The sequence below is a fragment of the Bradyrhizobium sp. CCBAU 51745 genome, assembly GCF_028128715.1.
Lineage (GTDB): Bacteria > Pseudomonadota > Alphaproteobacteria > Rhizobiales > Xanthobacteraceae > Bradyrhizobium > Bradyrhizobium manausense.
In genome coordinates, this window is record NZ_LBJP01000077.1 from 52623 (window position 1) to 75678 (window position 23056).

A 23056-nucleotide genomic window follows, 5' to 3' on the forward strand; every position below is an offset into this window, starting at 1 on the left:
CGACTGTGTTGCGCCAAACCCGGCGTGCTCGAGATAAAGGAGGAAGATCATGGCGGACGACGTTCTTCCGGCTGGCCCAATTTTCGGTCCCGACTTCGTTGCGATCAGCCTCGACGATGGCAGTGGAACCAGACTCGATGTTCCGATCTATCCAGACGCCAACAATGTTCAGCTGAGGGACGCGGGCCTTGCCGCCATATTCTATTTTCAGCCTGCAAGGGTCTTCCTGGCCACTCGACCGAGCTCGGGTCGTCCTGACTTCTCCATGAGAGCCATGGTCAAGCGCGGCGGCGGTGCCGGTGCTCCCCAGGTCGAATTCGTTGGTGGATCATGCACTTTCAGCACCACTTTCGCGCTCGGTGAGGCGATGCTCGATTCGATTCTGGCAGAACTCATGGCGCATCGTCACGTGCCGCCGCCCGACAGGATTGCTGCGCTATTCAACCATGAGAGCGCCGATCCCGCTCCGGAGCTGCGCATGGTCCCCATTTTACACAACACCGTCTCATGCACGGTCCCGCGGCCTGCGCCCGGGCCGGTCTTCTTGACTGTTCAACCCAGCCAGATCGGAAGTATCGAAATGCACGCGCGCACCACCTTTCTCGTGTCTTGCAACGCGGCTGCCGCGGAAGAAATTGTCGGCAATCTCAGGAACGGATCTTCGCCACCGTTTGTCGTGACCAACACTCTCACCCAACAGTTCAGCACAGGCGGAGCAGCGCTGGCAGTCGAGATCGTTCTTGATGTCGCAAAGCTTTATGATGCGTTCGCGTCTGCTCTGCCACAGGGCGATTCGCGGGCGATCGCGGGGGCGATCACGAATCTGGCTTACAGCATGGGCCTTGGCAATGGTGCGGTCGTCACTCACATCACCGAAGGCGCCAGCCGAAGCATGGATCCGAGCTTGAAAGCCTGGATCGAATTGAGCAACCCCGTCAAGAGCGCTGCGATCGCCGCAGCAAAGGAGCAACTGTTCGAGGTCGGCCCCGAGGTGTCGGCTCCAGCCGATTCTGGTTGGTGGAGCGACGTGTTCGGAGGGGCTACCGCCTCGTTGAAGCCAACGCGTCCCGCGGCGGGAACGACCATCGCACAGACCGTTGCGCTCAGTGGTCCCATTTCCACCGAACAGACAGTTGTGGGCCAATTCGACTCGCTGGCCGCCGCGGCGAAGACCAGCATCGATACCTATCTCACGGTCATCGATATGGGCGAGTTCGCGTGACACATTGGTTCGGGCTGACCTATCGCAAAAGACTACCCCATCATCTCCCTGACCATCGGCACCACCTTCCGCCCGTAGAGCTCGATGCTCTTCATCAGCTTCTCGTGCGGCAGCGGTCCCGCTGAATATTTCAGCTGAAACCGCGCGAGGCGGAGTGTCTTGGCCGTCTTGGCGATCTTGCGCGCCACGGTTTCGGGCGAGCCGACATAGAGCGAGCCGTGCTCGGCTTCGCTGACGAACTCGTCGCGGCCCATCGGCGGCCAGCCGCGCTCGCGGCCGATGCGGTCGCGCATGGCCTTGTAGTCGGACCAGAGCTCCTCACGCGCCTGCTCGTCGGTTTCGGCGACATAGCCGGGCGAATGCACGCCGATCGGTTGCGCCGGGCGGCCGAATTCCTTGAAGGCACGGTGGTAGAGATCGACATAGGGCACGAAGCGCTCGGGATCGCCGCCGATGATGGCGAGCATCAGGGGCAGATCGTAATGCGCGGCGCGCACCACCGATTTCGGACTGCCGCCGACGCCGATCCAGGTTTTAAGCTGGCCGTTCTCGACCGGCGGATAGACCAGTTGGTCCTTCAATGGCGGGCGCAGCTTGCCCTGCCATGTCACCGGCTGCTGCGACAGCAGGGCTGCGAACAGATCGAGCTTCTCCTCGAACAGCTCTTCGTATTCGCGCAGGTCGAAGCCGAACAGTGGGAAGGATTCGGTGAACGAGCCGCGACCCAGGATGACCTCGGCGCGTCCGCTCGAAAGTGCATCGAGCGTCGCAAAGCGCTGGAACACGCGGATGGGATCGTCCGAGCTCAGCACCGTCACCGCCGAGCCGAGATGAATGCGCCTGGTGCGCGAGGCGATCGCGGCCAGCACGGTCTCGGGCGATGAGATCGCAAAGTCAGACCGGTGGTGCTCGCCGAGCCCGATGAAGTCGAGGCCGAGCTCGTCGGCCAGCACCGCCTCGTCGACGACATTGCGGATCACCTGCGCGTGGGGAAGCATTGCGCCGGAGGCATCCTTGGTGACGTCGCCAAAGGTATCCAGTCCGAATTTGAGCGGTGTGGTCATCGATCAGGTCTCTGGGGGAATGCCGCACACTTAAGCGTTGGGCGTCGTACCACAAGCGCGCTTTCGGAAATGCTCGGTTTCCGTTTGGTCGGCCTACCGCCACATGCCCCGCATCCGTGCGCCGATGTCGATCTTCGGTCCTTGCGGTGCAGCGCGCGGGCCGGCCGCGGCGGCCTTCGGCCAGGCGGCGCGCTCGAACAGATAGACCAGCTGCTCCGGGATGAAGCGGGTGCGCGAGGCATAGACGTGGCGGTCGCCCTTGGCGGCCTGGCCGTGCACGAAGAAGCGCTGCGGCACCACGAGATGCAGATCGTCCTTGGCGCGCGTCATCGCGACATAGAGCAGGCGGCGCTCCTCCTCCAGCTCGGCCGAGGTGCCGGCGCCGAGATCGGAGGGCATGCAGCCGTCGACGACGTTGAGCACGAACACGGACTTCCACTCCTGGCCCTTCGCCGAGTGGATCGTGGAGAGGATCAGATAATCCTCATCGCGCAGGGGCGGCCCGGATTTGTCGCTGGTCGCATCCGGCGGATCGAGCGTGAGCTCGGTCAGAAACTTCTCGCGCGAGGAATAGCCGCTCGCGATCTGCTCGAGCTGCATCAGATCGGCGCGGCGCGTCTCGGAATCCTCATGGATGCGATCGAGATGCGGCTCGTACCAGAGACGCACGCGCTCGAGATCCACAGGCCATTCCGAGTAGCGCAAATTCTCGACCGTGCGGACGAAGCTGGTCCAGTCATCGCCGGTGCGCGCCGGCACCGGGAGATGGGCGAGCGCGTGCAGCGGGTCCATACTCTCTGCCATCTGGTCGAGCACGCGCTGCGCGGTAGCGGGGCCGATTCCAGGCAATAGATGCAGGATGCGGAAACCCGCGACGCGATCGCGCGGGTTCTCGGCAAAGCGCAGCAAGGCCAGCACGTCCTTGACATGCGCGGCGTCGAGGAATTTCAGCCCGCCGAACTTCACAAACGGAATGTTGCGGCGGGTCAGCTCGATCTCCAGCGGACCCGAATGGGAGGAGGTGCGGAACAGCACCGCCTGGTGCTTGAGCAGCGCGCCTTGCTCGCGGTTCGCCAGCACCTGCTCGACGATGTAGCGCGCCTGGTCGGCCTCGTCATGCACGGTGACGAGCTGCGGCTTCCGTGTGGAGGTGCGATCGGTCCAGAGGTTCTTGGTGAAGCGCTCGCGGGCGAGGCCAATGACGCCGTTGGCCGCCGCCAGCACCGCTTGCGTCGAGCGGTAATTGCGGTCGAGCGTGATCGTCTCGGCGCGCGGCGAGAAGCTCTGCGGAAAATCCAGGATATTGCGCACGGTGGCGGCGCGGAATGAATAGATCGACTGCGCATCGTCGCCGACGACGGTGAGCCCGCGTCCATCAGGCTTCAGGGCCAAAAGGATCGAGGACTGCAGGCGATTGGTGTCCTGATATTCGTCGACCAGCACATGATCGAAGCGGCCGCCGATCTCTTCCGCAATGAGCGCATCGCTCATCATCTGCGACCAGTAGAGCAGGAGGTCGTCGTAATCGAGCACGTGCTGGGCCTGCTTGGCCTCGACGTAAGCCGCAAACAGCCCCTTCAGCTCGGCGGCCCAGCCCGTGCACCAGGGATAGTGCTGACCGAGCACCTTCTCGATCTCCATCTCGGCATTGACGCAGCGCGAGTAGATCGACAGGCAGGTGCCCTTGGCCGGAAAGCGGCTCTCGGTCTTCGACAGCCCCCGCTCGTGCCGGACCAGGTTCATCAGGTCGGCGGAATCCTCGCGGTCGTGGATGGTGAAGGCGGGATCGACGCCGATGCGCTCGGCATATTCGCGCAGGAGACGCGCGCCGATGCCGTGGAAGGTGCCGGCCCAGGTCAGCGCATCGCGCATGATCGCGGCATTGTTCTCACCCAGAACCTTGCGCGCGATGCGCTCGACGCGGCCGGCCATCTCGGCGGCGGCGCGGCGGGAGAACGTCATCAGCAGGATGCGGCGCGGATCGGCGCCGGCGACGATCAGATGCGCGACGCGGTGGGCGAGCGTATTGGTCTTGCCGGAACCGGCGCCGGCAATGACGAGCAGCGGCGCGCCCACGGTCGTGCCGTCGGCCACGCCATGCTCCACGGCGCGGCGCTGCTCCGCATTGAGCGTGTCCAGATATGACGTCACGAATCGCCCCGATGAAGCGGTCAGAATCAACGATCCCCGCGCGAATCGCAATGCGGCTGGACGTGAGTGTCGTGAGGATTTAGGGGAGAGGGCAGCTCAAGTTCCAATCCGAGGGATTGCAGACATGGCCGAATCCCGGCCCCGCATGGATACGCCGACGGCCGGCAAGTCGTGACGGCGCTCCTGTCCATCATCCCCCAGTTGCTGTCGCGCCGAACCCATCGGCCGGCACGTAAAGCTTGACAGGCCGGATCTCGTAAACCGCACTCGGATTGACCTCACGCAGCTTCCGTGCAGCCGCGATCGCCTCTTCATCCGTGTCGTAGTTGACGAGGTGGAAGCCCAGAAGCTGCTCCTTGGTCTCGGCAAACGGGCCGTCCAGCACGATGCCGGCACCGGGGCCGCGCAAGGTGCGGGCCTTTTTGGTGTCATCGAGACGAGCGGCCGGCCCGAGATGTCCGCTGGCCCGCAAGGGCGCCTGAACCTCGATGACCTTGGCCACGACGGCGGCGTCCTGCTGCGGCGTCCAGGACAACATCTCATCTTCCACGTGATAGGCCAGGATCGCGTAAAGCATTGTTACCTCGCTCGTTCTTGGGGGCGCCGCCGGAAGGATGTAGCACCGCCGCCGATGCCGGCAATAGCGGTGCGCCAATATTGCGTCGCGGCGATGCTGACGAAACCATTCTGAAACCCGATTGCCGGCCGGTGGCGTGAACGCCGGCCAAAGGCGGGGCGACTGATGGCCACCAAGAGCAATCGAAGGGCTATCGGAGGCGGCAATGTCGGGTCAGACCATCAAGATCATCTGCGACGCGCGGCGGGCGGGGAAGTCGGAGCCGGCTGATCTGCACGACCAGGCAGGCCATCACCGCTATTACGGAAGCTCGGTCGAGAATGGCGGCGAGCGCATCGTCGAGAGCCGCCGCGGCAAACGCCCGTCCGTGCTCGCCATCTTCGGCTTCTGAATCGCGCTTTCAGCCGGCATTGTCAGGGAGCGCTCAGCACCTGCTTGACGAGGGCTTCGCGCAGCGCCGCCAACTCGCCGCTCGCCTCCATCTGCGCAATCACCTGTCCAACCTTCGGCACGAGGTCGCGGTGGCGTTCGTGCAGGTAATGGAAGATGCGGACACGCTCGAGCGGCGGCGAGAGCGGATAGATTCTTGCTTGCAGGTTGAGCTTGCGGACCGCGGCCAGCCCGCTGAAGAGGTCGGTGACCACCACGTCGAAACGATCGGCATCGAGCATCGTGATCATGTTCTCGAGGCCAGCTGTTGCCGTGACACGGTCCATGCCGCGCGTGCCGGCTTCCGACGAGCCGACGCCGCGGACGATGCCGATGCGGTAGTCCCGGATCGAATTCCAACCGTCCACGACGAAATGGAGTTTGGTCGTGAACACGGACGGCTCGATGTAGTTGATCGCGGGCGTCACCTGCAGCAGCGTCGGATAGTCGCGCGACAGCGTTCCGATGCGCTGGATTTCGCCGTCGACCTCGCCGGCGCTCGACAGCGCGAGCGCCCGCTTGCCGGGGACGTCGACGAATTCGAGCTTGATGTTCAGCTTGGCGTAGACGGAGCGAAGCATTTCGCCGCCGACATATTGATCCGGGATGTCGGCGATCCGGGCCAGCCGGATCACCGACTGCGCCTGGGCCGAGCCGGCTGCAAACAGCGACAGGCAGACGAAGATGATCCGCCACATGAGTGCCTCTCGGCCGTTTCTTGCTACCCTTGAGTTCTGATACGAGCGTGATCTACCGGAGATGGCGGTTGCGCGAAGGCATAACGCTCACCGCTCGCCCGCCATGGGCGCGAATCCGGGATATCACCGATGACATTCTAGCACGCGAAGTGGTAGTTTGCGCTGGCATCCTGCTGCTGGGCGCAAGATATGACCCCGCCGACCTCAGATCGCCCAAGGGCCGACAGGATTGCTGCGCGCACCGCGTGCTGAGGCACCGCGTGCTGAGGGAGATCAAAATCGTAAAATCGCGTGCGGCTGCGATCGGCAGGCCGAAGAGGAGTGTCGCCATTTTCCGGGACGGGGTGCATGGGCAACGCAGGTAAAGAGAGTCCGGATCGCAGCCGCGCTGTCGCGCCGGCGGCGGCGAAGCAGGATTTGAGCGGCATCGGAGCTGCGTTCGCGTCCCCAATGCTCGCGACCTTGTCGTCGCGGGCATTCAACTGGTCGCGCAGCGGTATCGGGCCACGCCTGCTTGCGGCCGTGCTGCTGTTCTCATCGCTCGTGACGCTGACCCTGACTGCGCTCCAGCTCTATCTGGACTACGATCGCGAAGTCGGCATGATCGAGACAAGGCTCGGGGAGATCGGTCGCAGCACCACCGGCAGCCTCGGTGAGAGTCTGTGGAGTCTCGACCAGAACCAGCTCAAGCTTCAGCTCGAAGGAATCCTGCGGCTGCCTGGTCTGCGCGCCGCCGAGGTCCGCGAGATCGCCGATCGGCCCAATCCTATCAGTGTCGCCGTCGGCGAACGAGGTCGCCGTTCGGTCGTCACGCGCGACTATCCTCTGACTTACATGGTTCAAGGGACCGCGCGCCCGATCGGCGTGCTCCATGTCGAGGCGACGCTCAGTGACGTCTATCAGCAATTGCTGAACCGGGCCCTCGTCATCCTGGCAAGTCAGGCGGCAAAGACGTTCCTCGTCTCGCTGTTCATCATCTATATGTTCCACATTCTGGTGACGCGGCACCTGGTCGCCATCGCCGAGTTCGTCAGCAAATACAATCTGGCGCGGCCGCCTCCGCCGTTGCATCTGGAGCGCCGGCCGCCTTCCGACCCCGACGAGCTGGACAAGGTGGTCGACGCATTCAATGCCATGTGCAGCAACCTCGGGCATGCCTATGACGAGCTGCGCGAGGCCAATGCGAATCTCGATCGTGACCTGAAGATCCGCCAGCGCGCCGAAGAGGATGCGCGCGCGAGCGAGCAGCGCTTTCGCGACTATGCCGAGACCGCCTCCGACTGGTTCTGGGAAACCGGACCGGATCACGTCTTCACCTACATCTCGGACCGGGCCGGTGCTTTCGGAATGGATCGCCAGGCCGTGATCGGCAAGCGACGTCCGGATGCCGCCTTCGAGCAGAGCGCCGACGTGCAGAAATGGCGCGACCACATGGCGACGCTGGATCGTCACGAGCCGTTCCGGAAATTCGAATATCGCGGCCGCGATGCGGCCGGGCGTCCGCACTATTTCAGCGTCAACGGCCAGCCTGTGTTTGGCGACGACGGACGTTTCATGGGCTATCGCGGCTCGGCCACCGATCTCACCGCACAGCGCGAGGCCGAGGAGCGGCTTCGCCAGTCCCAGAAGATGGATGCGATCGGTCAGCTGACGGGCGGCGTCGCGCACGACTTCAACAACGTGCTGACGGTCATCACCGGGACCATCGAGATCATCCAGGAAGGGCTGGCGGACAAGCCCGAGCTCGCTGCGGTCGCCCAGCTCATCGACGACGCGGCCGCGCGCGGTGCCGAGATCACCTCGCAGCTCCTGACCTTCGCGCGGCGCCAGCCGCTGGAGCCGCGAGAGATCGATATCAACGCTCTCGTCGCCGAGACGGCGAAGCTGCTGCGGCCGACCCTCGGCGAGCATGTCGAGATCGTGATGCGTCTCGACGACGATGCGTGGCCGGCCATGGCCGATCCGTCGCAGCTTTCGTCGGCGATCGTCAATCTCGCCGTCAACGCGCGCGATGCGATGCCGGATGGCGGCAGGCTCACGCTCGAGACCGCAAACCGGGAATTCAACGGCACCGACAATGATGACGGTGAAGCCGGCGCTTACGTCATGATCGCGGTGGCCGACACCGGGCACGGCATTCCTGCCGAGATTCGCGAGCGCGTGTTCGAGCCGTTCTTCACCACCAAGGGCGTCGGTCGCGGCACCGGACTTGGGCTGAGCATGGTCTACGGCTTCGCCAAGCAGACCGGTGGCACCGTCACGATCGAGAGCGAGGAGGGGCGCGGCACGGTGATCAGGCTGTTCCTGCCGCGATCGGCGGGCGATGCAACGGCGAGGACGGGGCCGGCGCCGATGCCGGCGCCGACGCGTGGACACGAGACCATTCTCGTGGTCGAGGATGATCCGCTGGTGCAAGGCTACGTCATCGCCCAGCTCGGCAGCCTCGGCTATCGCACGCTGACGGCCAACGATGGCGCAACCGCGCTGGCGTTGATCGACCGCGGCGCGAGCTTCGATCTTCTGTTTACGGACATCATCATGCCCGGCGGCATGAACGGGCGGGAATTGGCAGATGCCATCCAGCTCCGCCGCCCGAACGTGCGGGTGCTCTACACCTCCGGCTATACCGACAACGCGATCGTCCACGGGGGGCAGCTCGATGCCGGCGTGGCGCTGCTGCGCAAGCCGTATCGAAAGGCCGACCTGTCGCGGAAGATCCGGGAGGTGCTCGGGGGCGAGCGCTCTGAGAAGGGCGCGGCATCCGCGAAAATGGCCTGAGCCAAGACCTGACCCAAGAAAAGGCGCGGCGGGGAGATCCCCGTCGCGCCCGATTCTTGCTCGCTGGTCCAGGGCTGAGAGCGCCCCGATGCCAAGCCCAACCTAGAACTTAGCGGGCGATCCCAGCGAGGTGACAGCGCTCGGTAAAAGACACTGGATCACCTCCTTTCGTTGATTGCGGGAGCCCTCAATATAGGCTGGACGACCGTACCTGTTAAGGGGCGGCCGCGGTTGCGGAACCGGCCCCCGTGCGCAAGGGCGGAAAGCCGCCGAAAGCGATCCCGGGGCAGTTGAGACCGCCGCCCGGCCGTGTTAGGGAGCGACTTACGCGGGTGTAGCTCAATGGTAGAGCAGCAGCCTTCCAAGCTGAATACGAGGGTTCGATTCCCTTCACCCGCTCCAACGCTTAGCCGGATTATGGCCTAGAGTTTTACAGCCGGTTTTACAGTTTTTGTTCCGGCCTCGTTCATTTGCTCAATCAGCGCCTTGGTCAAGGCCGTGCGGTTGACGTACCGCCGAATGATTTTTTCAACGCTCTCTTCGTCCCAAGCCATGATCTCGGCGATCGATCGAATTGGGATGCCGGCGACATCAAGCAGGCCACGCATGATTCGGATGACCATCCCCTGAAGATCGGAGACATCGAAAGCCGAGCGGAGGCGAGCTATTCTACTTTTCTGATTTTCTTTTCGAGGTGCCCGTTTTTTTGGTCGTGAACCAGCTGGCTTAGCGATGTCTCATTGAGATGATGGAGCACTTCAGCCAACTTTGCTGTCTCCGGGTGGCCGGCGGCAAAGGTGTTGCCGTAAATCTTGCGCAGTGTGCGAATGAGGGTGTTGCCGTGCTTCTTGCTGATCTCACCGTTCTTGTCACGGTGGCGGTCGTCGATGGACATCGCGCCCTCCCTTATATTTTGTGCTTGCTCGGGCAGCCTAACGTCATTAGGTCGGCGGCATCAACCCTAATGGTCCCGCAGACGAGTCGCAGAGTTACGGCAAAGAAATTGCCGTAGTCTCGCTCCTCTCAACCAAGGGTCGAGCGTTAGGGCGTTCAGTTCCTCGGTGCGGCGTGCCAGCCGTATTCCTGATGCGGAATCGTGGAGGTAATGTCAGCGTCTCTGCTAGCCGACAGGCGCCAGGCTGCCACCCCGAAGCACAAAGTCAGGGTCAGGGCGACGGCAAGCAGAAGCATCGAGACGAACTGGCTCACGCGCGTGAGGCCCGCAAATTTGAGCTACTGGGAGCGAGCACGGCGGATCGATTCGAACAACACAGACAAGCTGACCTAATCGCGGGATTTCCCCAGCGCAATGAGGCGGCGCGTCCGTTAGGTCTAGGATAAGGAGGCCCGGCCCGCGGCAGTAATGCTGTACTCGACTTCACCTGAAGCTAGCGGGTTGGCCTCGACGAGACCAAGCTCCACCAGTCGAGCGACGATCTCATGATCGAACAGCGGAGTGCTGATCCACGGCTCAGCGGACAATTGCTTCAGGAAAGCGCGCTCGACCTCAGTCAGATCCATAGTTGCCTTTCTGGAGACAACTCGCGGCATCTCGCTGTCATTCCGCTCCCGAAGTAGCCCGAGCCCTGTCAGGAAGGACCGAAAGCGCTTATCAGCCCAATCGCGATGGGGACCAGGCCAACGACAGTCCACAGGGCAGGCGAACTGGAGCCGACGCCAACAACTAAAATCCAGACGCCGAAGCCTACGATGACTGCCGAAATGACGTAGGCGAGAGCTTTTTCCATTGTTCGATCCACAAGCAACAACGGACCGATTGCACTTCTAGGACTCGGCGCGAGCCGAAACGTTCCAACGCGCGCCGAGGGACAAGTCTGAGGGTTGGCGCCAAAACTACTTCACCCGCCGGCTTCGCTTGGCGAGCCTCACCCCGGCACCCCCACCGTTCTCTGGGCTGAACTAACCGGCTGCACAAGGAACGGTAGAGGCTGAACTGAGCGGCCGTTGATGGGGCGCGGCCCGCCGGTTCACGCTCGCGGATATGTGCACTCATTTGTGAACTGCTTCACAGCATCCCAGCGTTGGAGGGATTGCAGTGCTCCTTTCGGTCTGCGGAGCCGAGGTCTCGATCTACACGGGAGGAGTTATGAAGCTCATTCTTTCAATCTTCATCATCCTTCCGACGAGCGCTTTCGCCAACGATTGTCCCGGATTTTTGAACTACCTGAAGGCCAATTCGCAGCTGAAGCAAGTCAGTAACAGCCAGATTCAGTGCTTTGTGACCAAGCCGCCCAAGCAGCACATTAAGGTATTCACTTTTACATCCGGCAACGTGACCGTCGCTTGCACAAGGTCGGGATCTTATCCTTACCGACAATTGTCCTGCTCCGACGGCGGCCGAACCTTCGGAAGGTTCCTCAACAACTGAGAATGGCAATCGGTCAACCGCGCCGACGTGTCCGAATTATCGAACCCTAAGGCGCCAGGAACGCGCGCGAGGTACTGCGCGTCGTGGGATGTAATTCGGCGTCAGACAGCTCGCCGCTCCCTTTAGTCCAACTGGCGCTTCAGGATTGCGATCGTCGCCAGAAGGTTGTCCCGCCGATTCCGCAGGTTTCGGGCAAGGATAGAGTATGTCGGCTCAGCGACGTCATGGACCCGGGTCCGCGCTTCTTCATGGGCGATGTCGGTTTCCAGCAGTTCGATCCGCCTTTGAAGGTCGGCAACCAACACTTTCATTTTGAGAGCGGTCTTGTCGGTGTGAGTCTCGAAACGGGATGACATCTCCATCTGTCTGCTCCGGTTTGGCACGGACTGACGATCGCCGCGCGGCCCTGAGCCGTAACTGGCAACATGCGGGCCAACGGCTTCCCATCAAGACGCGAAGATCGTCCTAACTAACCCTTGACGAGCGCGCGGCGGCGGGAGTCCTGGGCGGCATCAGCACGACGTCGAAAGGTCGCGCGCAAAGTAGCGCATCTAGGACGGATCGAAGGAGCTCACTGCGGCCCTTCGCAGCCACTCAGTGCAGCGTAGTTTGAACTGGTGCGTTAGGAAGCCGCAACCGCGCCTTGCAGGAGGAAGCGCAGCGACGTTATCCAGCGCCTCGATCAATTCCGGCAACCAAGCAGCGCTCGTGACGGCGGTGCTCGAAGGTGCGCTGCTGGTCGGTCCCTGGGCCTTCATGCCGGTAACCGAGGCTGAAATGACCTCGCCGTAGATCGCGTCCAAAAGCATGCTCAACATTGAACACCGTACCCGTTATTGATTGGCAATCCGCCGAATCCTTGCGAAACCTGCCATCTTCGCGAAGCGCCACCAGAAGGTGAGCGCCTGTGGTATTCATTATCGCTGGGTGCAGCGCTGCCCGCTGAGAAAAACGGCAAAGTTGAGGCCGTCAAGGATACATCGGATTAGAAAGCCGATTATCCCCGTTATACACTGAATCCCGTTTGGGGTTCTGGGTGCTTATTTGGAGGGTCAATCATGGCGAGTGTTCAACCATTGCACAGACGGGAAGGTGTCAATCTAGTTCAACTTGAGGCGGACATTAGTTCGATACGCTCGGGAAGCTCTGTCGCTTCCATCGCTCTGCCTGATTATGTCGAGCACACCGCGGGGGTGACGCGCGTTGGCGCGCTCAGCGCGGAGGCGGTCATTCGCGACTATGAGTCCGCCGCAAAGGAGATCGAGGCTATGGGCACCGAGTTGATCGACGCCGCACAAAAATGCGAGGCGCTGACGGCGCAGGTCCATGATGCGATAGCCTTCATGCGCGAAACGGCGGCCGGGTATCGTGAAGAAGGACGGAAGATCTTCAAGCGCATCGAAGAATGCGCGTTGTTCACCGAAGACGTTCGCAAGACATGCGAACAGGTCAAGCGCAGAATGGCAGAAGTCTCCGTCGGCGAGTCTCCGAGGCCGGAGCTTGCGGAGCTGGAGCCCGAGACGGAAGGCGCATAGCGCGCAGAGGCGTAGGGCGGGTTACGCCGCGCGGATTCCTCTTCGCGCAATCCGCAGGGCTAACCCGCCCAGGCTCGCGACGACGGCTCGCCGCGGACCGGCGGATTACGGACAGCGAGCATTAGGTTTCCAAGGTTACGTGGCGAAGGTCTTTTCTTCCTCAGTCGGCTAGAACTGATCCTCGTTGCGTCCCGTCCGAGTGATAGATGTGCGTCCCCCGCGCAACGAGGTGCCCATAGGCAGCGCGAGCCGCTCGCGCCATGCGCGACCGGCGCGGGCCCCGAAGTCCTCAAGCACCAGATAGATGTCGCGGTCCAGTCTATCGAGCGGCACGATCGAGGGCGAGGCACGCATACGCGTACTCCAACTGACTGCGGAGAGACGGCCCCGGCTGGCAGGGGCAGGGGGTAAGGCCGGGGCCGCCTTGCCAGCCCGGCGGCGGGCTGGCAAGGCTCAGAAGCGCACACCGCGGCCGTCGTTTTTTCGTGCCGCCGTTGGGGTCATGTTTGCCCCAGCAGGGTTCCCAAGTTCAATATTGAACCAAGCGGTCTGTGGTAGTTTACGACCATCACTTGGCCGAGGCTCTGCCCGTAGGCGTCGGTGGCTGAGAGACCGAGAGCGCTCCCGCCTGCATAACAGGGAGCGCCGCCATGCCGGTCTTTCGACCCATTCCCATTGACGCCGATCAGGCAGAGCATATGCGCCAGGTCGCGCAGAAGTCGCGCGAACTTCTGAGCGAGCCCGCTCCGGACACATTCTTGGGCCGCAAGGCGCAGGAGCCGTTTCCGGATGAAGATCCAATGGAACGCGCCGATGTTCAGAACCTGATCCACAGCGAATTACAGCCGCCGCAAGAGTAAGGCCGCCTCAGTTGACGGCCAAAGCCAACAAATGTTGGGTCTCGTAGGTTCGCCTGCATCATCGCCCGGATCGTGGCTTTTATCGGTGACTGAGAGACCAATAGCGCTCCCGCTCTACTCTAACAGGGAGCGCGGTCATGCCCTTAGACCGTTTCCTTTCAGATATTGACGTCACGCCAGAGCAGCGCCACGTTATCGAACTGGCGTTCAAAAGCACGCTACGCAACCTCAACCTGATTGATCGTAGCGATCCCGTTTGCGAGATCGTGGCGCGCAAGGTGATTGAGATCGGCACGAACGGCGTCAGCAACGCAGTCGCGATTAGCGAGATCGCCTACAAGCAACTTAATCCGCGCGAGTAAGGCCGCCTCGGTTGGCGGCCTCTTCGGCCCACCGGTTCACGTTGGGGGCCTATCTCTTCGATCACGTCGTATTCGAAAGCGACGCCTTCCGGATCGTTCTGCTCGAACCACATTTCCGCGGCATTCACAGTAGCGAAAACCTTGATGTGATCCTTGTCGCCGACCTGCTTGGCGGTGTTGACGTATATGAAGACGGTCATTGGTCCCTCTGCAGATTGGTCGCCAGAGATCTCGGTCGCACAGTCTGGCATCACAGCGTTATCCCACTGAATTGAACGATGGTGAAACCACCAGCACTTGGGGATGATTGACGTCCGAACCACATGTCTGGCTCGGAACGCTCGATTGGAAACAGCGATGATGCGGTCGGTTTTGGTCCTGGGCCTATTGCTTAATTTGAGTGTTGCGGGGAATGCTGCCACGGTGCATCGCTCAACACCACCATTGCGCGCGCGCCCGCGAGTGTTCGTTCCCCACAGTCAACTCGTCCCTCCCGGTCAAGGCGTGGCGACCCCCGGCTTCGCCGTCCCCGGTTGGACCGACGAGGCCACCCGGCGATGGCTGGACAGCCCCACGGCCTGCTTAGGCTGTGGCGGATAGCCCGCCACGCTGTGGCCTCTTGTCTGCCGAGTAGTCGGCGGCGAAGGATAGAACGAGGCGGAGGCCGCTCGCGCTGGGACGGCATATCCAAACGCAACTACCCTGCTGTGGCGCTAGTTTTAAAACGCACGAGCGCAGTTCTTTCTTAACCGCCTCAGCCGGGGTAGTTTATTCTGCCTTGAAGGGGTCTGTTGGCGACGCTGATTGCCGCCAGCATCGAGCCGAGATCTATTGTCGTTCCTCGAATTTGCTGCAGCGAGGATCGCCTCGCTTCACCCGGCGAAGCTCCTGGAACGACAGCCCGTCACACTGGAGCAGTGTGTATTCTTTGTATGATGGGGGCGGCACGCGCCAGCAAAGCGCCTCACCAGCGGGCACTGTGTACGTATCCCCCACGCCGGTAATATAGTTGCAGGCCGACACAGGCCTTTTGACCTTCTCTTGATCTTGTGCGTGAGCCTGAGCTAGCGAAGCCACTGCGAAGAACGCTACCGACAAAACGCGCATTATTCTCTCCTCTCGCGACAGCAAACATTCAGGGGTCCGAAGCATCGATTGGCTTGGGCGCAGGGAAGAGATCAGTCGGGGACGTAAGAAATTCCCGGATTCGGCGGCGGTCTCAAAGCGGAGCGAGAATCTGCCAGATGACCAGAAGCACCACGATCATCAGCATGGCATAAACCCGATCCGCGCGAACATCGTCGGGCCGCGCTCCAGCGGGGGCCGCATCGCCTAACGGTTATCAACGGCATGTGGGCGGACTGGATTCCTGTCTAGCTTGGTTGGGTTTTGAGAGGCTATCGGCGTTGCATGCACGCATGCACGTAATCCTTCATGCCGGAATCCAGCGCGCTCCGGCTGAGGCCCATGGACATGGCCTCCTCTTTGCACCTTTCTCTCTTTGCTTCGAGCTGCGGATGGATTGCTTCGGCGCACTGAAGGCGGAAGGGGCCGGGGGGATATTGTCGGCAGTTTTGCGCCTGAGCGCTGGTGCTGCTTAGAACCATTGAGAAGGCAATCAGCGTGCGGACCACGTCAAAAAGGACGTCTTTCGCCATTTCACTTCTCCTTTCCCCCGATCGAAGCCGTGGTCGATTTCTTGTTGCGAGCGCCCGAGACCATGAAGCACCGGCGCTGAGTCTCACCGCACGCGCGACCGGCAGCGGCTCATGACCCATCGCCGGCGGTTGAGGCGGTAAGCTACGACGCGACCCGCCGGCTGCCACGTCGGCGGGTCTCTAACCGATTATCCAAAAAACGTCATGGCCGTGAGAGCCAAATCGGCGCCGAAATCTGATGCAAACGTCAGAAGAAGCCCGAGGGCGATACAGGCAGCGAAAATTGCAACAGCAACCTTAGACATAGTCATTTTTGCAATCCCTCTAAAAACGTTGGGAAGTGCAATTCCGAACATTGACTTAGCAAGGGCTATGCCGGCGATGTGTGAGGCAGTTCACACTAGACTGTCGAACAAGCGAAAGTGACCCGCGCAGGGTGGCGCTGGGCAGCACCAATTTCTCGGAAAGCTTCCTGTCTCAGAGCTAGGGCCGAAAGAGCGGCAAGTTTTACACCACGCCGCTAACCCATTGATGCGACTTGATGCGGATAACAGCGGTTTTACAGCTAAGTCTCTCGCGCCAATGAATAAGCCACAGCCTTCCAAGCTGAATCGAGGGTTCGATTCCCTTCACCCGCTCCAGCTTTTTCAGAGACTCGGCAACAGACTTGGCGAGAGACTTGGCGAGCGGTCAGATTTCACCCTGACCGCTGGGCCGCTTGACGCGTTCCGACGCGTCTTTCCGATCGCTTTCCGCGGGCGATCAGCGTCCGGCCCAGTGGACGAAGCGGCGCTCGATGACGAGGAAGATCAGGTTGAGCGAATAGCCCAGCGCGCCTGCGGCGAAGATGGCGGCATACATCGCGGGCATGTCGAACAGCTGCTGGGCTTCGAACACCCGCTGGCCGAGGCCGTCGGTCGAGCCGATGAACATCTCGGCGACGACGATGATGACCAGCGCCAGCGACACGCCGTTGCGCAATCCGACGAAGGTCTGTGGCAGCGATTCCCTGAGCATGACGTCGAACAGGACGCGCGCACGCGACGCGCCCATCACCTTGGCCGCCAGAAGCCGCGTCTTGCGCGCATTCATGACGCCATAGGCGACGTTGAACAGGATCACCAGGGCCGCGCCGAACGCCGCCACCGAGATCTTGGTGCGGTCGCCGACGCCGAACAGCACCAGGAACAGCGGGAACATCGCCGAGGCCGGCGTCGAACGGAAGAAGTCGATCAGGAATTCGACCGAGCGGTAGACCTTTTCGGATGAGCCGAGCACGATGCCGAGCGGGATGGCGATGACGGCGGCAATCGCCGTCGAGGTGATGGTCCGCACCACCGTCCGGACGAAGTCGACTCCGAGCTTGCCGGACTGCATGCCCTCCCAGAGCGTGCGGAAAGTCGCAAGCGGCGAGGGCAACAGCACCGGATCGACCAGCTTGAGGAAGCTGACCAGCGACCAGATCGCCAGCAGGATGGCGATGCCGACGAGCGGCAGCAGGGCATTGGCGCGTTTCATCCGCGATGCACCTCGCGCTGGAATAGTTTCAGGCAATGCGCCTTGGTGGCGACAAAGCCGGGGTCGGACATGGTGCGATCGGTTCGCGGTCGGGGGGCGTCGAACGGAACGAATTCGACAACACGGGCCGGATGCCGCGACAGCAGCAGAACATGGTCGGACAGATAGACGGCCTCCTCGAGGTCGTGCGACACCAGCACCATGGTCGTCGCCGTCTCCATGAACACGCGCTGCAGCTGCTCGCGCATGAACAGCGTCATTTCATAGTCGAGCGCGGAGAACGGCTCGTCCAGGAACAGGATTTCCGGCTCGACGATCAGCGCGCGCATGATCGAGACCAGCTGCTGCTGGCCGCCGGACAAATGATAGGGATAGAGCGACAGATCGACCTTGACGCCGAGATGCGCGACCAGGCGCTCGACGCGCCGGTCGCGCTCGCGCTTGGCAATGCCCATCAGCTTGAGCGGGTAGGCGATGTTGTCGAAGGCGCGCAGCCAGGGGAACAGCGCTTCGCGATAGTTCTGGAAGACATAGCCGAACTTGACCTTGCTGACCGGCCGGCCGTCGAACAGCACTTCGCCCGCGTCCATCGGCACCAGGCCGGCGATCATGTTGATCAGCGTGCTCTTGCCGCATCCGTTCGGCCCGAACACTGAAATCAGCTTGCCGCGAGGAATGTCGAAATCGAAATTGTCGTAGATGACGGCATCGGTGTAACCCTTGCAAAGTCCGCGGATGGTGACGTGAGGCGCGGTCCTGTGCGACTCGTCGTGGGTGCCGGTCGGCCGGCTCGGGACGGCGCTGCTCACGCGGGGCTCAAAACTTCTGCAGGAACTTGGTGGCGTCGACCTTTTCGGGGATGACGCCGATCGACGCGCCGAAATCCGCCAGCGTTTGCAGGTCGGCGATCTGCTCCTTGCTCATGTCCGATGCCATCACGTAACCGAGCATCGGCACCATGTCGACGACGTTATCGGGCGTGAAGGTGTTCTTGGCGAGATGCTTGCGGGCCTCGTCCGGATTGGCGTTGATGAACGCGATCGCCTTGGCCCAGGCCGCGGCGAAGCGCTTGGCGACATCCGGCCGCTTCTGGACGAAGTCGCTGGTCACCGCGCAGCCGGCCGCGTAGGCATTGGCGCTTTCGCTGCCCAGGATGTATTTCGAGATCACGCCGGCCTCGAGCGAGCGGGCGACGCCGGCCTTGATCATCATGGATGCATTCGGCTCGAGCGTGTATCCGCCGTCGAAGCTGCCCGAGGTCATCGCATTGACGTGCTGGCCCATGTCGAGCTGATCGATGGTGTAGTCACCGTCCTTCAGTCCGTTCTTGGCAAGGATGGCCTTGGCGGTGTTCAGGTTGGCAGGTCCCGGCGCCGACATCAGCTTGGCGCCCTTGAGGTCGGCGATCGAGTTCGCGGGAAAGCCGTTGCGGACGACGAATTGCTCCATCTTCCAGGTCTTGGTCTGGCTGTTGAGCGCGATGTACATCGCAACGCCCGGCTTCTTGACGTTGGCGTTCAGCCCCTCGATCGTGACGAGGACGGCGGACACCTCGATCTGATTGGTCATGAGCGCCGCGACATTGGCCGGCCCGCCCATCAGCTTGGTCATCTCCGGCTCGATGTTTTGCTCCCTGAAGAACCCGCGCTCGAGCGCGACGAAATAGGGCAGGGACGAGCTGAGCGGGAAGACGCCGACCGAAACCTTGTCCTGCGCTCGCGCGGGATCTGCGAGCCCGGCCATGCTCGCAAGCAGGAGCAGTGCCGCGAGCGTCTTCGTCGTCCAGTTCATGGGGATGTCCGTCCGGAGGGTTCGATTGAATGAGCGGTCGCGAAATGAAGGGAGGACGGGACGCGGTGCGGCCGTCCTCCCCTTGGGTCACTTCTTCATCGCTTCGATGACGGCGAAGCTGTAGGCGCCTTCGGGCTTCTTGGTGATGACGGGATCGGAACCGCCCGACATCAGCGTCGCCACCGTGCGGTCATAGTCCTTGACCTCGAGCTTGCCGTCGGCATCGCCAAGCAGCTTGGCGATCTCGCCCATCATCCGCTTCTGATCCTTCTCGGTCTTGGCGCCGGTCGTGTCGGCGGCGAGGATGATCTTCACGGCCTCATCGGGATGCGCCTTGGCATATTCCCAGCCCTTCATCGAGGCCTTCACGAACTTCGCCATCTTGGCGACGAAGGCGGGGTCCTTCAGGTTCTTCTCCAGCACGTAGAGGCCGTCCTCCAGCGTTGCGACGCCTTCGTCCTCGTATTTGAAGACGACGAGCTGGCTCGGCTTGTAGCCGCCGTCGATCACCTGCCAATACTCGTTGTAGGTCATGGTCGAGACGCAGTCGGCCTGCTTCTGCAGGATCGGGTCGACGTTGAAGCCCTGCTTGATCACCTTGACGCCGCCCGGCGAGCCGTCGGTCTTGAAGCCGAGCTTCGACATCCAGGACAGGAACGGATATTCGTTGCCGCCGTACCAGACGCCGAGCGTCTTGCCCTTGAGGTCGGCCGGCTTCTTGATGCCGGTGTCGGCGCGGCAGGTCAGCTCCAGGCCGCTCTTCTTGAAAGTCTGCGAGATGTTGACGAGCGGGACGCCCTTCTCGCGCGAGGCGAGCGCGGACGGCATCCAGTCGACGGTCACGTCGGCGCCGCCGCCGGCAATCACCTGCGGGGGCGCCACATCAGGGCCGCCCGGCTTGATGGTGACGTCGAGGCCGGCTTCCTTGTAGAAGCCCTTGTCCCTGGCGACGAAGTAGCCGGCAAACTGCGCCTGGGCGACCCATTTGAGCTGGATGGTGACGGGTTCGGCTGCTTGTGCGTTCGAAAGCGTCAGGCCGAGCGAAAGACCTGCGGCCAGTGCCAATGCGTGCTTCATGCAAGACTCCAAATTCAACGTGGACCTCGCCGACCTAGGTCCGATAGGACGGATGCCAGAACGTTGTCGCGCGTTCGGCCAGCGTGACAAAGCCGTAGAAAGCCATTCCGGCGAGGGCGGCCAACGCGATCTCCGCCCAGACCATGTCGATGGCCATGCGGCCGGCCTCGGTGGAGATGCGAAATCCGATACCCTGTGTCGGAGTTCCGAAAAACTCTGCAACGATCGCGCCAATCAGGGCAAGCGTGGCGTTGATCTTGAGCGCGTTGAAGATGAAAGGCAGCGCGGCCGGCAGATGCAGCTTGGCCAGCGCCTGGGCATGGGTGGCGCCGTAGGAGCGCATCAGGTCGCGCTCGATATGGCCGGCCGCATTCAGCCCGGCGATGGCGTTGACCAGCATCGGGAAGAAAGTCACGAGCACGACCACGGCGGCTTTCGACGGCCAGTCGAAGCCGAACCACATCACCATGATCGGCGCGACGCCGACGAGCGGAAGCGCCGAAAAGAAGTTGCCGAGCGGCAGCAGCCCGCGGCCGAGGAAGGCGTAGCGGTGCGCCAGGATCGCAACCAGAAGGCCGGCGCCGCAGCCGATGATGTAGCCTGCCAGCACGCCGCGTATGAAGGTCTGGACGAAGTCGGCGCCGAGGATCGGCAGCGAATGGGCGAATTTCGTCGCCGCGGCGCTCGGTGACGGCAGCAGCACGGCCGGCACGCCGAAGCCGCGCACCGCGACCTCCCAGAGATAGAACACGGTGAGGCCGAACAGCAGCGGCACCAGCAGATCGAGCACGCGCCGCCGTCTGCCCCGGGGTTGATGCGTCCCGGCGAGATTGACCACACCGAGTGCCGCCGACAGCCAGCACGCCATCACGATCATCCAGAAGCCGGCACGAGCGGTCCCGGCCACGGCCGCATCGTCCAGCAGGACCAGCGACGCGGTGGCGGCGAGCGTCGCGCCGGCAAGACCGGGAATGGTCGCCCGCTGATCCGACAGCCAGGCGGCCAGCAGGAACAAGATGGCGGCTGCGCCGACAATGGACCGGACGACGGCATAAGCCGACAAAGGCGGTGATTGCGGCGCGAGCGGAAGCACGAAGGCGAGCGCCAGCGCGGCGGTCGCGGCGATGAATCCCAGCCTCAGCTTGCGCGGATCCATCAATGCACTCCCATGCGCCGGCCGACGGCGCGTTCGATCATTCCGATCAGCGCGATCAAGGCGGAGGAGAGGACGGCGGCGGCGACCAGCGCCGACCACAATTGCACAGTCTGGCCGTAATAGGAGCCGGAAAGCAGCCGTGCGCCGATGCCGGCTTCCGCGCCGGTCGGCAATTCCGCGACGATGGCGCCGATCAGCGAAATCGTCACGGCGACCTTGAGGCTCGCAAACAGATAAGGCACCGATGCCGGCCAGCGCAGCTTCCACAGCACCTGCCGCGGTGTCGCCGACCACGTTCGCATCAGTTCGAGCTGGAGCGGATCGGGTGAGGCAAAGCCTTTCACCATCCCGATGGTGACGGGAAAGAAGCAGAGATAGGCCGAGATGATCGACTTCGGCAGCAGCCCGTGCAGTCCGAGCGCCCCCAGCACCACGATGAAGATCGGCGCCAACGCCAGCACCGGCACCATCTGCGAGCAGATGATCCAGGGCAGCAGGCTGCGCTCCAGCACGCGGCTGTGCAGGATCAGCAGCGCCAGCACGATCCCGAACAGCGCGCCGAGCAGGAAGCCGAGCAGGGTCGCCGATATCGTCACCAGCGAATGGTAGACCAGGCTGCGCGGCGCCAGCGGCGGATAGCCGAAGACGGAATCGAGGAAGGCGGCCGCGATCTGGTGCGGGGCCGGCAACAAGGGCCGCTCGGCATCCATGGTGCCGGCGAGCACGTCGCTCATAGTATAGGGTGTCTCTTCGCGCTCGAAGCCGTCGCGGACCAGCGACCAGTTCATGGCGACGGCCGCGACATACCAGATCGCGACAAGCGCCAGCACCATGGCAAGCACAGGCGCGTAACGCGTGACCAGGGGATGATCCCGAAGCGTGCGCGCGGGACGCAAGGGCAGGGCGAGCGCGCTATTCGTCATAGGAGTGCCCCGCGCGCAGGCCATTGCGCACGCGCTGCGCCACCTTCAAAAATTCCGGCGTCTCGCGGATTTCCAGGGAACGGTCGGTCGGGAAATCGCAGTCGATGACGTCGATGATGCGGCCCGGGCGCGGCGACATCACGACAATCCTGGTCGACAGGAATACGGCTTCCGGAATCGAATGGGTCACGAACAGCACGGTCTTGCCGGTCGACTTCCAGAGCTGGAGGAGCTGCTCGTTGAGGTGATCGCGCACGATCTCGTCGAGCGCGCCGAACGGCTCGTCCATCAGCAGCAGCGCCGGATCGAACGACAAGGCGCGTGCGATCGAGACCCGCTGCTGCATGCCGCCGGAAAGCTGCCAGGGAAATTTGCGCTCGAAGCCGGTGAGGTTGACCATCGACAAATAGCGCTCGACGCGCTGCTGCTGCTCGATCTCGGAATAGCCCATGATCTCCAGCGGCAGCTTCAGGTTCTTCTCGATGGTTCGCCATGGGAACAGCGCCGGTGCCTGGAATACATAGCCATAGCTGCGGGCAAGCCGCGCCGCTTCCGCGCTCATGTCGTTCACCGTGAGCGTGCCGGACGAAGGCTGCTGCAGATCGGCGATCACCCGCAGCATCGTGGTCTTGCCGCAGCCGGACGGCCCGATGAAGGAGACGAACTCGCCCTCGGCGACTTGCAGATTGACGTTGGAGAGCGCCTCGACCCGGCCGTCGGCGGTGTCGAAGGTCAGCGAGATGTTTTGGGCGTCGACGACGAGCCGCCCCGGTCGGGGGTCCGCGATCGGTTCGTCTGATAGGGAGAGACTTGGCTTTGGCATGGCGATGCGAAATATTGTCGCAAAAGCGGTTTGTCGTGGCGCGCC

General features: G+C 62.5%; 27 protein-coding genes and 1 tRNA gene. 9 read left to right on the forward strand and 19 right to left on the reverse strand.

The annotated features are described in order from the left end of the window. Positions 1-49: 49 nt before the first annotated feature. Entirely contained in the window at positions 50-1222 is a 1173-nt protein-coding gene (locus XH98_RS20230; RefSeq protein ID WP_271619681.1) for a hypothetical protein, read from the forward strand. A gap of 32 nt (positions 1223-1254) precedes the next feature. Here the strand turns inward: XH98_RS20230 and XH98_RS20235 are convergent, their stop codons facing one another. From XH98_RS20235 to XH98_RS20245, 3 genes are all read right to left on the reverse strand, one after another. Beyond that, positions 1255-2286: an LLM class flavin-dependent oxidoreductase gene (locus tag XH98_RS20235; RefSeq protein WP_271599291.1), complete on the reverse strand. Its 1032-nt coding sequence runs from the start codon at positions 2284-2286 to the stop codon at positions 1255-1257. Positions 2287-2379: 93 nt separating this feature from the next. Next, a complete protein-coding gene (locus XH98_RS20240) occupies positions 2380-4437 on the reverse strand; it encodes an ATP-dependent helicase (RefSeq protein ID WP_271619682.1) in 2058 nt (685 codons plus the stop codon). 190 nt (positions 4438-4627) lie between these two features. After that, the gene (locus XH98_RS20245) at positions 4628-5014 is read right to left on the reverse strand and encodes a YciI family protein (protein ID WP_057745801.1); all 387 of its coding nucleotides are present in this window, start codon (positions 5012-5014) and stop codon (positions 4628-4630) included. Between the two features lie 205 nt (positions 5015-5219). Between XH98_RS20245 and XH98_RS20250 the strand changes: the two genes are divergently transcribed. Then, positions 5220-5405 (forward strand): hypothetical protein, encoded by a 186-nt coding sequence (locus tag XH98_RS20250; RefSeq protein WP_057745799.1) that lies wholly within the window; start codon positions 5220-5222, stop codon positions 5403-5405. A 22-nt stretch (positions 5406-5427) separates the two neighbouring features. On the opposite strand, the gene XH98_RS20255 is transcribed toward XH98_RS20250, so the two are convergent. Further along, positions 5428-6141, reverse strand: a complete 714-nt coding sequence (locus XH98_RS20255) for a substrate-binding periplasmic protein (protein WP_271619683.1) — start codon at positions 6139-6141, stop codon at positions 5428-5430. A gap of 348 nt (positions 6142-6489) precedes the next feature. On the opposite strand from XH98_RS20255, the gene XH98_RS20260 reads away from it, so the two are divergent. Together XH98_RS20260 and XH98_RS20265 are read left to right on the forward strand one after the other, a co-directional pair. Then, a complete protein-coding gene (locus tag XH98_RS20260) occupies positions 6490-8919 on the forward strand; it encodes an ATP-binding protein (protein ID WP_271619684.1) in 2430 nt (809 codons plus the stop codon). A gap of 328 nt (positions 8920-9247) precedes the next feature. Continuing rightward, positions 9248-9321, forward strand: a tRNA-Gly gene (locus XH98_RS20265). 20 nt (positions 9322-9341) lie between these two features. Here XH98_RS20265 and XH98_RS20270 read toward each other — a convergent pair. The 4 genes from XH98_RS20270 to XH98_RS20285 form a co-directional block, all read right to left on the reverse strand. Beyond that, a complete protein-coding gene (locus XH98_RS20270) occupies positions 9342-9527 on the reverse strand; it encodes a hypothetical protein (protein ID WP_157083481.1) in 186 nt (61 codons plus the stop codon). Between the two features lie 56 nt (positions 9528-9583). Next, a complete protein-coding gene (locus tag XH98_RS20275; RefSeq protein WP_220002524.1) occupies positions 9584-9814 on the reverse strand; it encodes a hypothetical protein in 231 nt (76 codons plus the stop codon). A gap of 437 nt (positions 9815-10251) precedes the next feature. Further along, positions 10252-10440 (reverse strand): hypothetical protein, encoded by a 189-nt coding sequence (locus tag XH98_RS20280; RefSeq protein ID WP_057745930.1) that lies wholly within the window; start codon positions 10438-10440, stop codon positions 10252-10254. A gap of 68 nt (positions 10441-10508) precedes the next feature. After that, the gene (locus XH98_RS20285) at positions 10509-10667 is read right to left on the reverse strand and encodes a hypothetical protein (protein ID WP_167353972.1); all 159 of its coding nucleotides are present in this window, start codon (positions 10665-10667) and stop codon (positions 10509-10511) included. Positions 10668-11026: 359 nt separating this feature from the next. On the opposite strand from XH98_RS20285, the gene XH98_RS20290 reads away from it, so the two are divergent. Then, positions 11027-11308, forward strand: coding sequence for a hypothetical protein (locus XH98_RS20290; protein ID WP_271599295.1), 282 nt, complete (start codon positions 11027-11029; stop codon positions 11306-11308). 122 nt (positions 11309-11430) lie between these two features. On the opposite strand, the gene XH98_RS20295 is transcribed toward XH98_RS20290, so the two are convergent. Then, complete coding sequence (locus XH98_RS20295; protein WP_271599296.1) at positions 11431-11670, reverse strand: hypothetical protein; 240 nt, start codon at positions 11668-11670, stop codon at positions 11431-11433. 235 nt (positions 11671-11905) lie between these two features. Here XH98_RS20295 and XH98_RS20300 point away from each other — a divergent pair, with 235 nt between their 5' ends. Then, a complete protein-coding gene (locus tag XH98_RS20300) occupies positions 11906-12100 on the forward strand; it encodes a hypothetical protein (protein ID WP_271619685.1) in 195 nt (64 codons plus the stop codon). 266 nt (positions 12101-12366) lie between these two features. Further along, complete coding sequence (locus XH98_RS20305; protein WP_057745774.1) at positions 12367-12843, forward strand: hypothetical protein; 477 nt, start codon at positions 12367-12369, stop codon at positions 12841-12843. A 168-nt stretch (positions 12844-13011) separates the two neighbouring features. On the opposite strand, the gene XH98_RS20310 is transcribed toward XH98_RS20305, so the two are convergent. After that, entirely contained in the window at positions 13012-13197 is a 186-nt protein-coding gene (locus XH98_RS20310) for a hypothetical protein (protein WP_271619705.1), read from the reverse strand. A gap of 296 nt (positions 13198-13493) precedes the next feature. Here XH98_RS20310 and XH98_RS20315 point away from each other — a divergent pair, with 296 nt between their 5' ends. Together XH98_RS20315 and XH98_RS20320 are read left to right on the forward strand one after the other, a co-directional pair. Then, positions 13494-13703, forward strand: a complete 210-nt coding sequence (locus tag XH98_RS20315) for a hypothetical protein (RefSeq protein WP_271599298.1) — start codon at positions 13494-13496, stop codon at positions 13701-13703. A 137-nt stretch (positions 13704-13840) separates the two neighbouring features. Further along, positions 13841-14065, forward strand: coding sequence for a hypothetical protein (locus tag XH98_RS20320; protein ID WP_271619686.1), 225 nt, complete (start codon positions 13841-13843; stop codon positions 14063-14065). Here the strand turns inward: XH98_RS20320 and XH98_RS20325 are convergent. The 9 genes from XH98_RS20325 to XH98_RS20365 all read right to left on the reverse strand — a co-directional run bounded on the left by XH98_RS20325 (position 14038) and on the right by XH98_RS20365 (position 23011). Next, positions 14038-14265 carry a hypothetical protein gene (locus XH98_RS20325; RefSeq protein WP_271619687.1) on the reverse strand — a complete coding sequence of 76 codons (228 nt, stop codon included), beginning with the start codon at positions 14263-14265 and terminating at the stop codon, positions 14038-14040. The genes XH98_RS20320 and XH98_RS20325 overlap by 28 nt on opposite strands. Positions 14266-15462: 1197 nt before the next feature. Next, the gene (locus tag XH98_RS20330; RefSeq protein ID WP_057745766.1) at positions 15463-15723 is read right to left on the reverse strand and encodes a hypothetical protein; all 261 of its coding nucleotides are present in this window, start codon (positions 15721-15723) and stop codon (positions 15463-15465) included. Between the two features lie 762 nt (positions 15724-16485). After that, the gene (locus XH98_RS20335) at positions 16486-17241 is read right to left on the reverse strand and encodes an ABC transporter permease (RefSeq protein WP_057745763.1); all 756 of its coding nucleotides are present in this window, start codon (positions 17239-17241) and stop codon (positions 16486-16488) included. Continuing rightward, complete coding sequence (locus XH98_RS20340; RefSeq protein WP_057745759.1) at positions 17238-18050, reverse strand: ABC transporter ATP-binding protein; 813 nt, start codon at positions 18048-18050, stop codon at positions 17238-17240. The genes XH98_RS20335 and XH98_RS20340 overlap by 4 nt, the downstream gene beginning before the upstream one ends. A gap of 7 nt (positions 18051-18057) precedes the next feature. Then, positions 18058-19032, reverse strand: coding sequence for an ABC transporter substrate-binding protein (locus XH98_RS20345; protein ID WP_271599303.1), 975 nt, complete (start codon positions 19030-19032; stop codon positions 18058-18060). Between the two features lie 87 nt (positions 19033-19119). Next, on the reverse strand, positions 19120-20109 hold the full coding sequence (locus tag XH98_RS20350) for an ABC transporter substrate-binding protein (protein ID WP_271619688.1): 990 nt from the start codon (positions 20107-20109) through the stop codon (positions 19120-19122). A 34-nt stretch (positions 20110-20143) separates the two neighbouring features. After that, positions 20144-21265 (reverse strand): ABC transporter permease, encoded by a 1122-nt coding sequence (locus XH98_RS20355; RefSeq protein ID WP_271599305.1) that lies wholly within the window; start codon positions 21263-21265, stop codon positions 20144-20146. Next, entirely contained in the window at positions 21265-22188 is a 924-nt protein-coding gene (locus XH98_RS20360) for an ABC transporter permease (protein ID WP_333932405.1), read from the reverse strand. The genes XH98_RS20355 and XH98_RS20360 overlap by 1 nt, the downstream gene beginning before the upstream one ends. Next, the gene (locus XH98_RS20365) at positions 22178-23011 is read right to left on the reverse strand and encodes an ABC transporter ATP-binding protein (protein WP_271599306.1); all 834 of its coding nucleotides are present in this window, start codon (positions 23009-23011) and stop codon (positions 22178-22180) included. The genes XH98_RS20360 and XH98_RS20365 overlap by 11 nt, the downstream gene beginning before the upstream one ends. Positions 23012-23056: the final 45 nt, after the last annotated feature.

Bases quoted from the DNA above. Each gene is read 5' to 3' on its own strand.
- XH98_RS20230 (WP_271619681.1), top strand. From the start codon at position 50: ATGGCGGACGACGTTCTTCCGGCTGGCCCAATTTTCGGTCCCGACTTC.
- XH98_RS20235 (WP_271599291.1), bottom strand. From the start codon at position 2,286: ATGACCACACCGCTCAAATTCGGACTGGATACCTTTGGCGACGTCACC.
- XH98_RS20245 (WP_057745801.1), bottom strand. From the start codon at position 5,014: ATGCTTTACGCGATCCTGGCCTATCACGTGGAAGATGAGATGTTGTCC.
- XH98_RS20250 (WP_057745799.1), top strand. From the start codon at position 5,220: ATGTCGGGTCAGACCATCAAGATCATCTGCGACGCGCGGCGGGCGGGG.
- XH98_RS20255 (WP_271619683.1), bottom strand. From the start codon at position 6,141: ATGTGGCGGATCATCTTCGTCTGCCTGTCGCTGTTTGCAGCCGGCTCG.
- XH98_RS20260 (WP_271619684.1), top strand. From the start codon at position 6,490: ATGGGCAACGCAGGTAAAGAGAGTCCGGATCGCAGCCGCGCTGTCGCG.
- XH98_RS20270 (WP_157083481.1), bottom strand. From the start codon at position 9,527: ATGCGTGGCCTGCTTGATGTCGCCGGCATCCCAATTCGATCGATCGCC.
- XH98_RS20275 (WP_220002524.1), bottom strand. From the start codon at position 9,814: ATGTCCATCGACGACCGCCACCGTGACAAGAACGGTGAGATCAGCAAG.
- XH98_RS20280 (WP_057745930.1), bottom strand. From the start codon at position 10,440: ATGGATCTGACTGAGGTCGAGCGCGCTTTCCTGAAGCAATTGTCCGCT.
- XH98_RS20285 (WP_167353972.1), bottom strand. From the start codon at position 10,667: ATGGAAAAAGCTCTCGCCTACGTCATTTCGGCAGTCATCGTAGGCTTC.
- XH98_RS20290 (WP_271599295.1), top strand. From the start codon at position 11,027: ATGAAGCTCATTCTTTCAATCTTCATCATCCTTCCGACGAGCGCTTTC.
- XH98_RS20295 (WP_271599296.1), bottom strand. From the start codon at position 11,670: ATGGAGATGTCATCCCGTTTCGAGACTCACACCGACAAGACCGCTCTC.
- XH98_RS20305 (WP_057745774.1), top strand. From the start codon at position 12,367: ATGGCGAGTGTTCAACCATTGCACAGACGGGAAGGTGTCAATCTAGTT.
- XH98_RS20310 (WP_271619705.1), bottom strand. From the start codon at position 13,197: ATGCGTGCCTCGCCCTCGATCGTGCCGCTCGATAGACTGGACCGCGAC.
- XH98_RS20315 (WP_271599298.1), top strand. From the start codon at position 13,494: ATGCCGGTCTTTCGACCCATTCCCATTGACGCCGATCAGGCAGAGCAT.
- XH98_RS20320 (WP_271619686.1), top strand. From the start codon at position 13,841: ATGCCCTTAGACCGTTTCCTTTCAGATATTGACGTCACGCCAGAGCAG.
- XH98_RS20325 (WP_271619687.1), bottom strand. From the start codon at position 14,265: ATGACCGTCTTCATATACGTCAACACCGCCAAGCAGGTCGGCGACAAG.
- XH98_RS20330 (WP_057745766.1), bottom strand. From the start codon at position 15,723: ATGGCGAAAGACGTCCTTTTTGACGTGGTCCGCACGCTGATTGCCTTC.
- XH98_RS20335 (WP_057745763.1), bottom strand. From the start codon at position 17,241: ATGAAACGCGCCAATGCCCTGCTGCCGCTCGTCGGCATCGCCATCCTG.
- XH98_RS20345 (WP_271599303.1), bottom strand. From the start codon at position 19,032: ATGAACTGGACGACGAAGACGCTCGCGGCACTGCTCCTGCTTGCGAGC.
- XH98_RS20350 (WP_271619688.1), bottom strand. From the start codon at position 20,109: ATGAAGCACGCATTGGCACTGGCCGCAGGTCTTTCGCTCGGCCTGACG.
- XH98_RS20355 (WP_271599305.1), bottom strand. From the start codon at position 21,265: ATGGATCCGCGCAAGCTGAGGCTGGGATTCATCGCCGCGACCGCCGCG.
- XH98_RS20360 (WP_333932405.1), bottom strand. From the start codon at position 22,188: ATGACGAATAGCGCGCTCGCCCTGCCCTTGCGTCCCGCGCGCACGCTT.
- XH98_RS20365 (WP_271599306.1), bottom strand. From the start codon at position 23,011: ATGCCAAAGCCAAGTCTCTCCCTATCAGACGAACCGATCGCGGACCCC.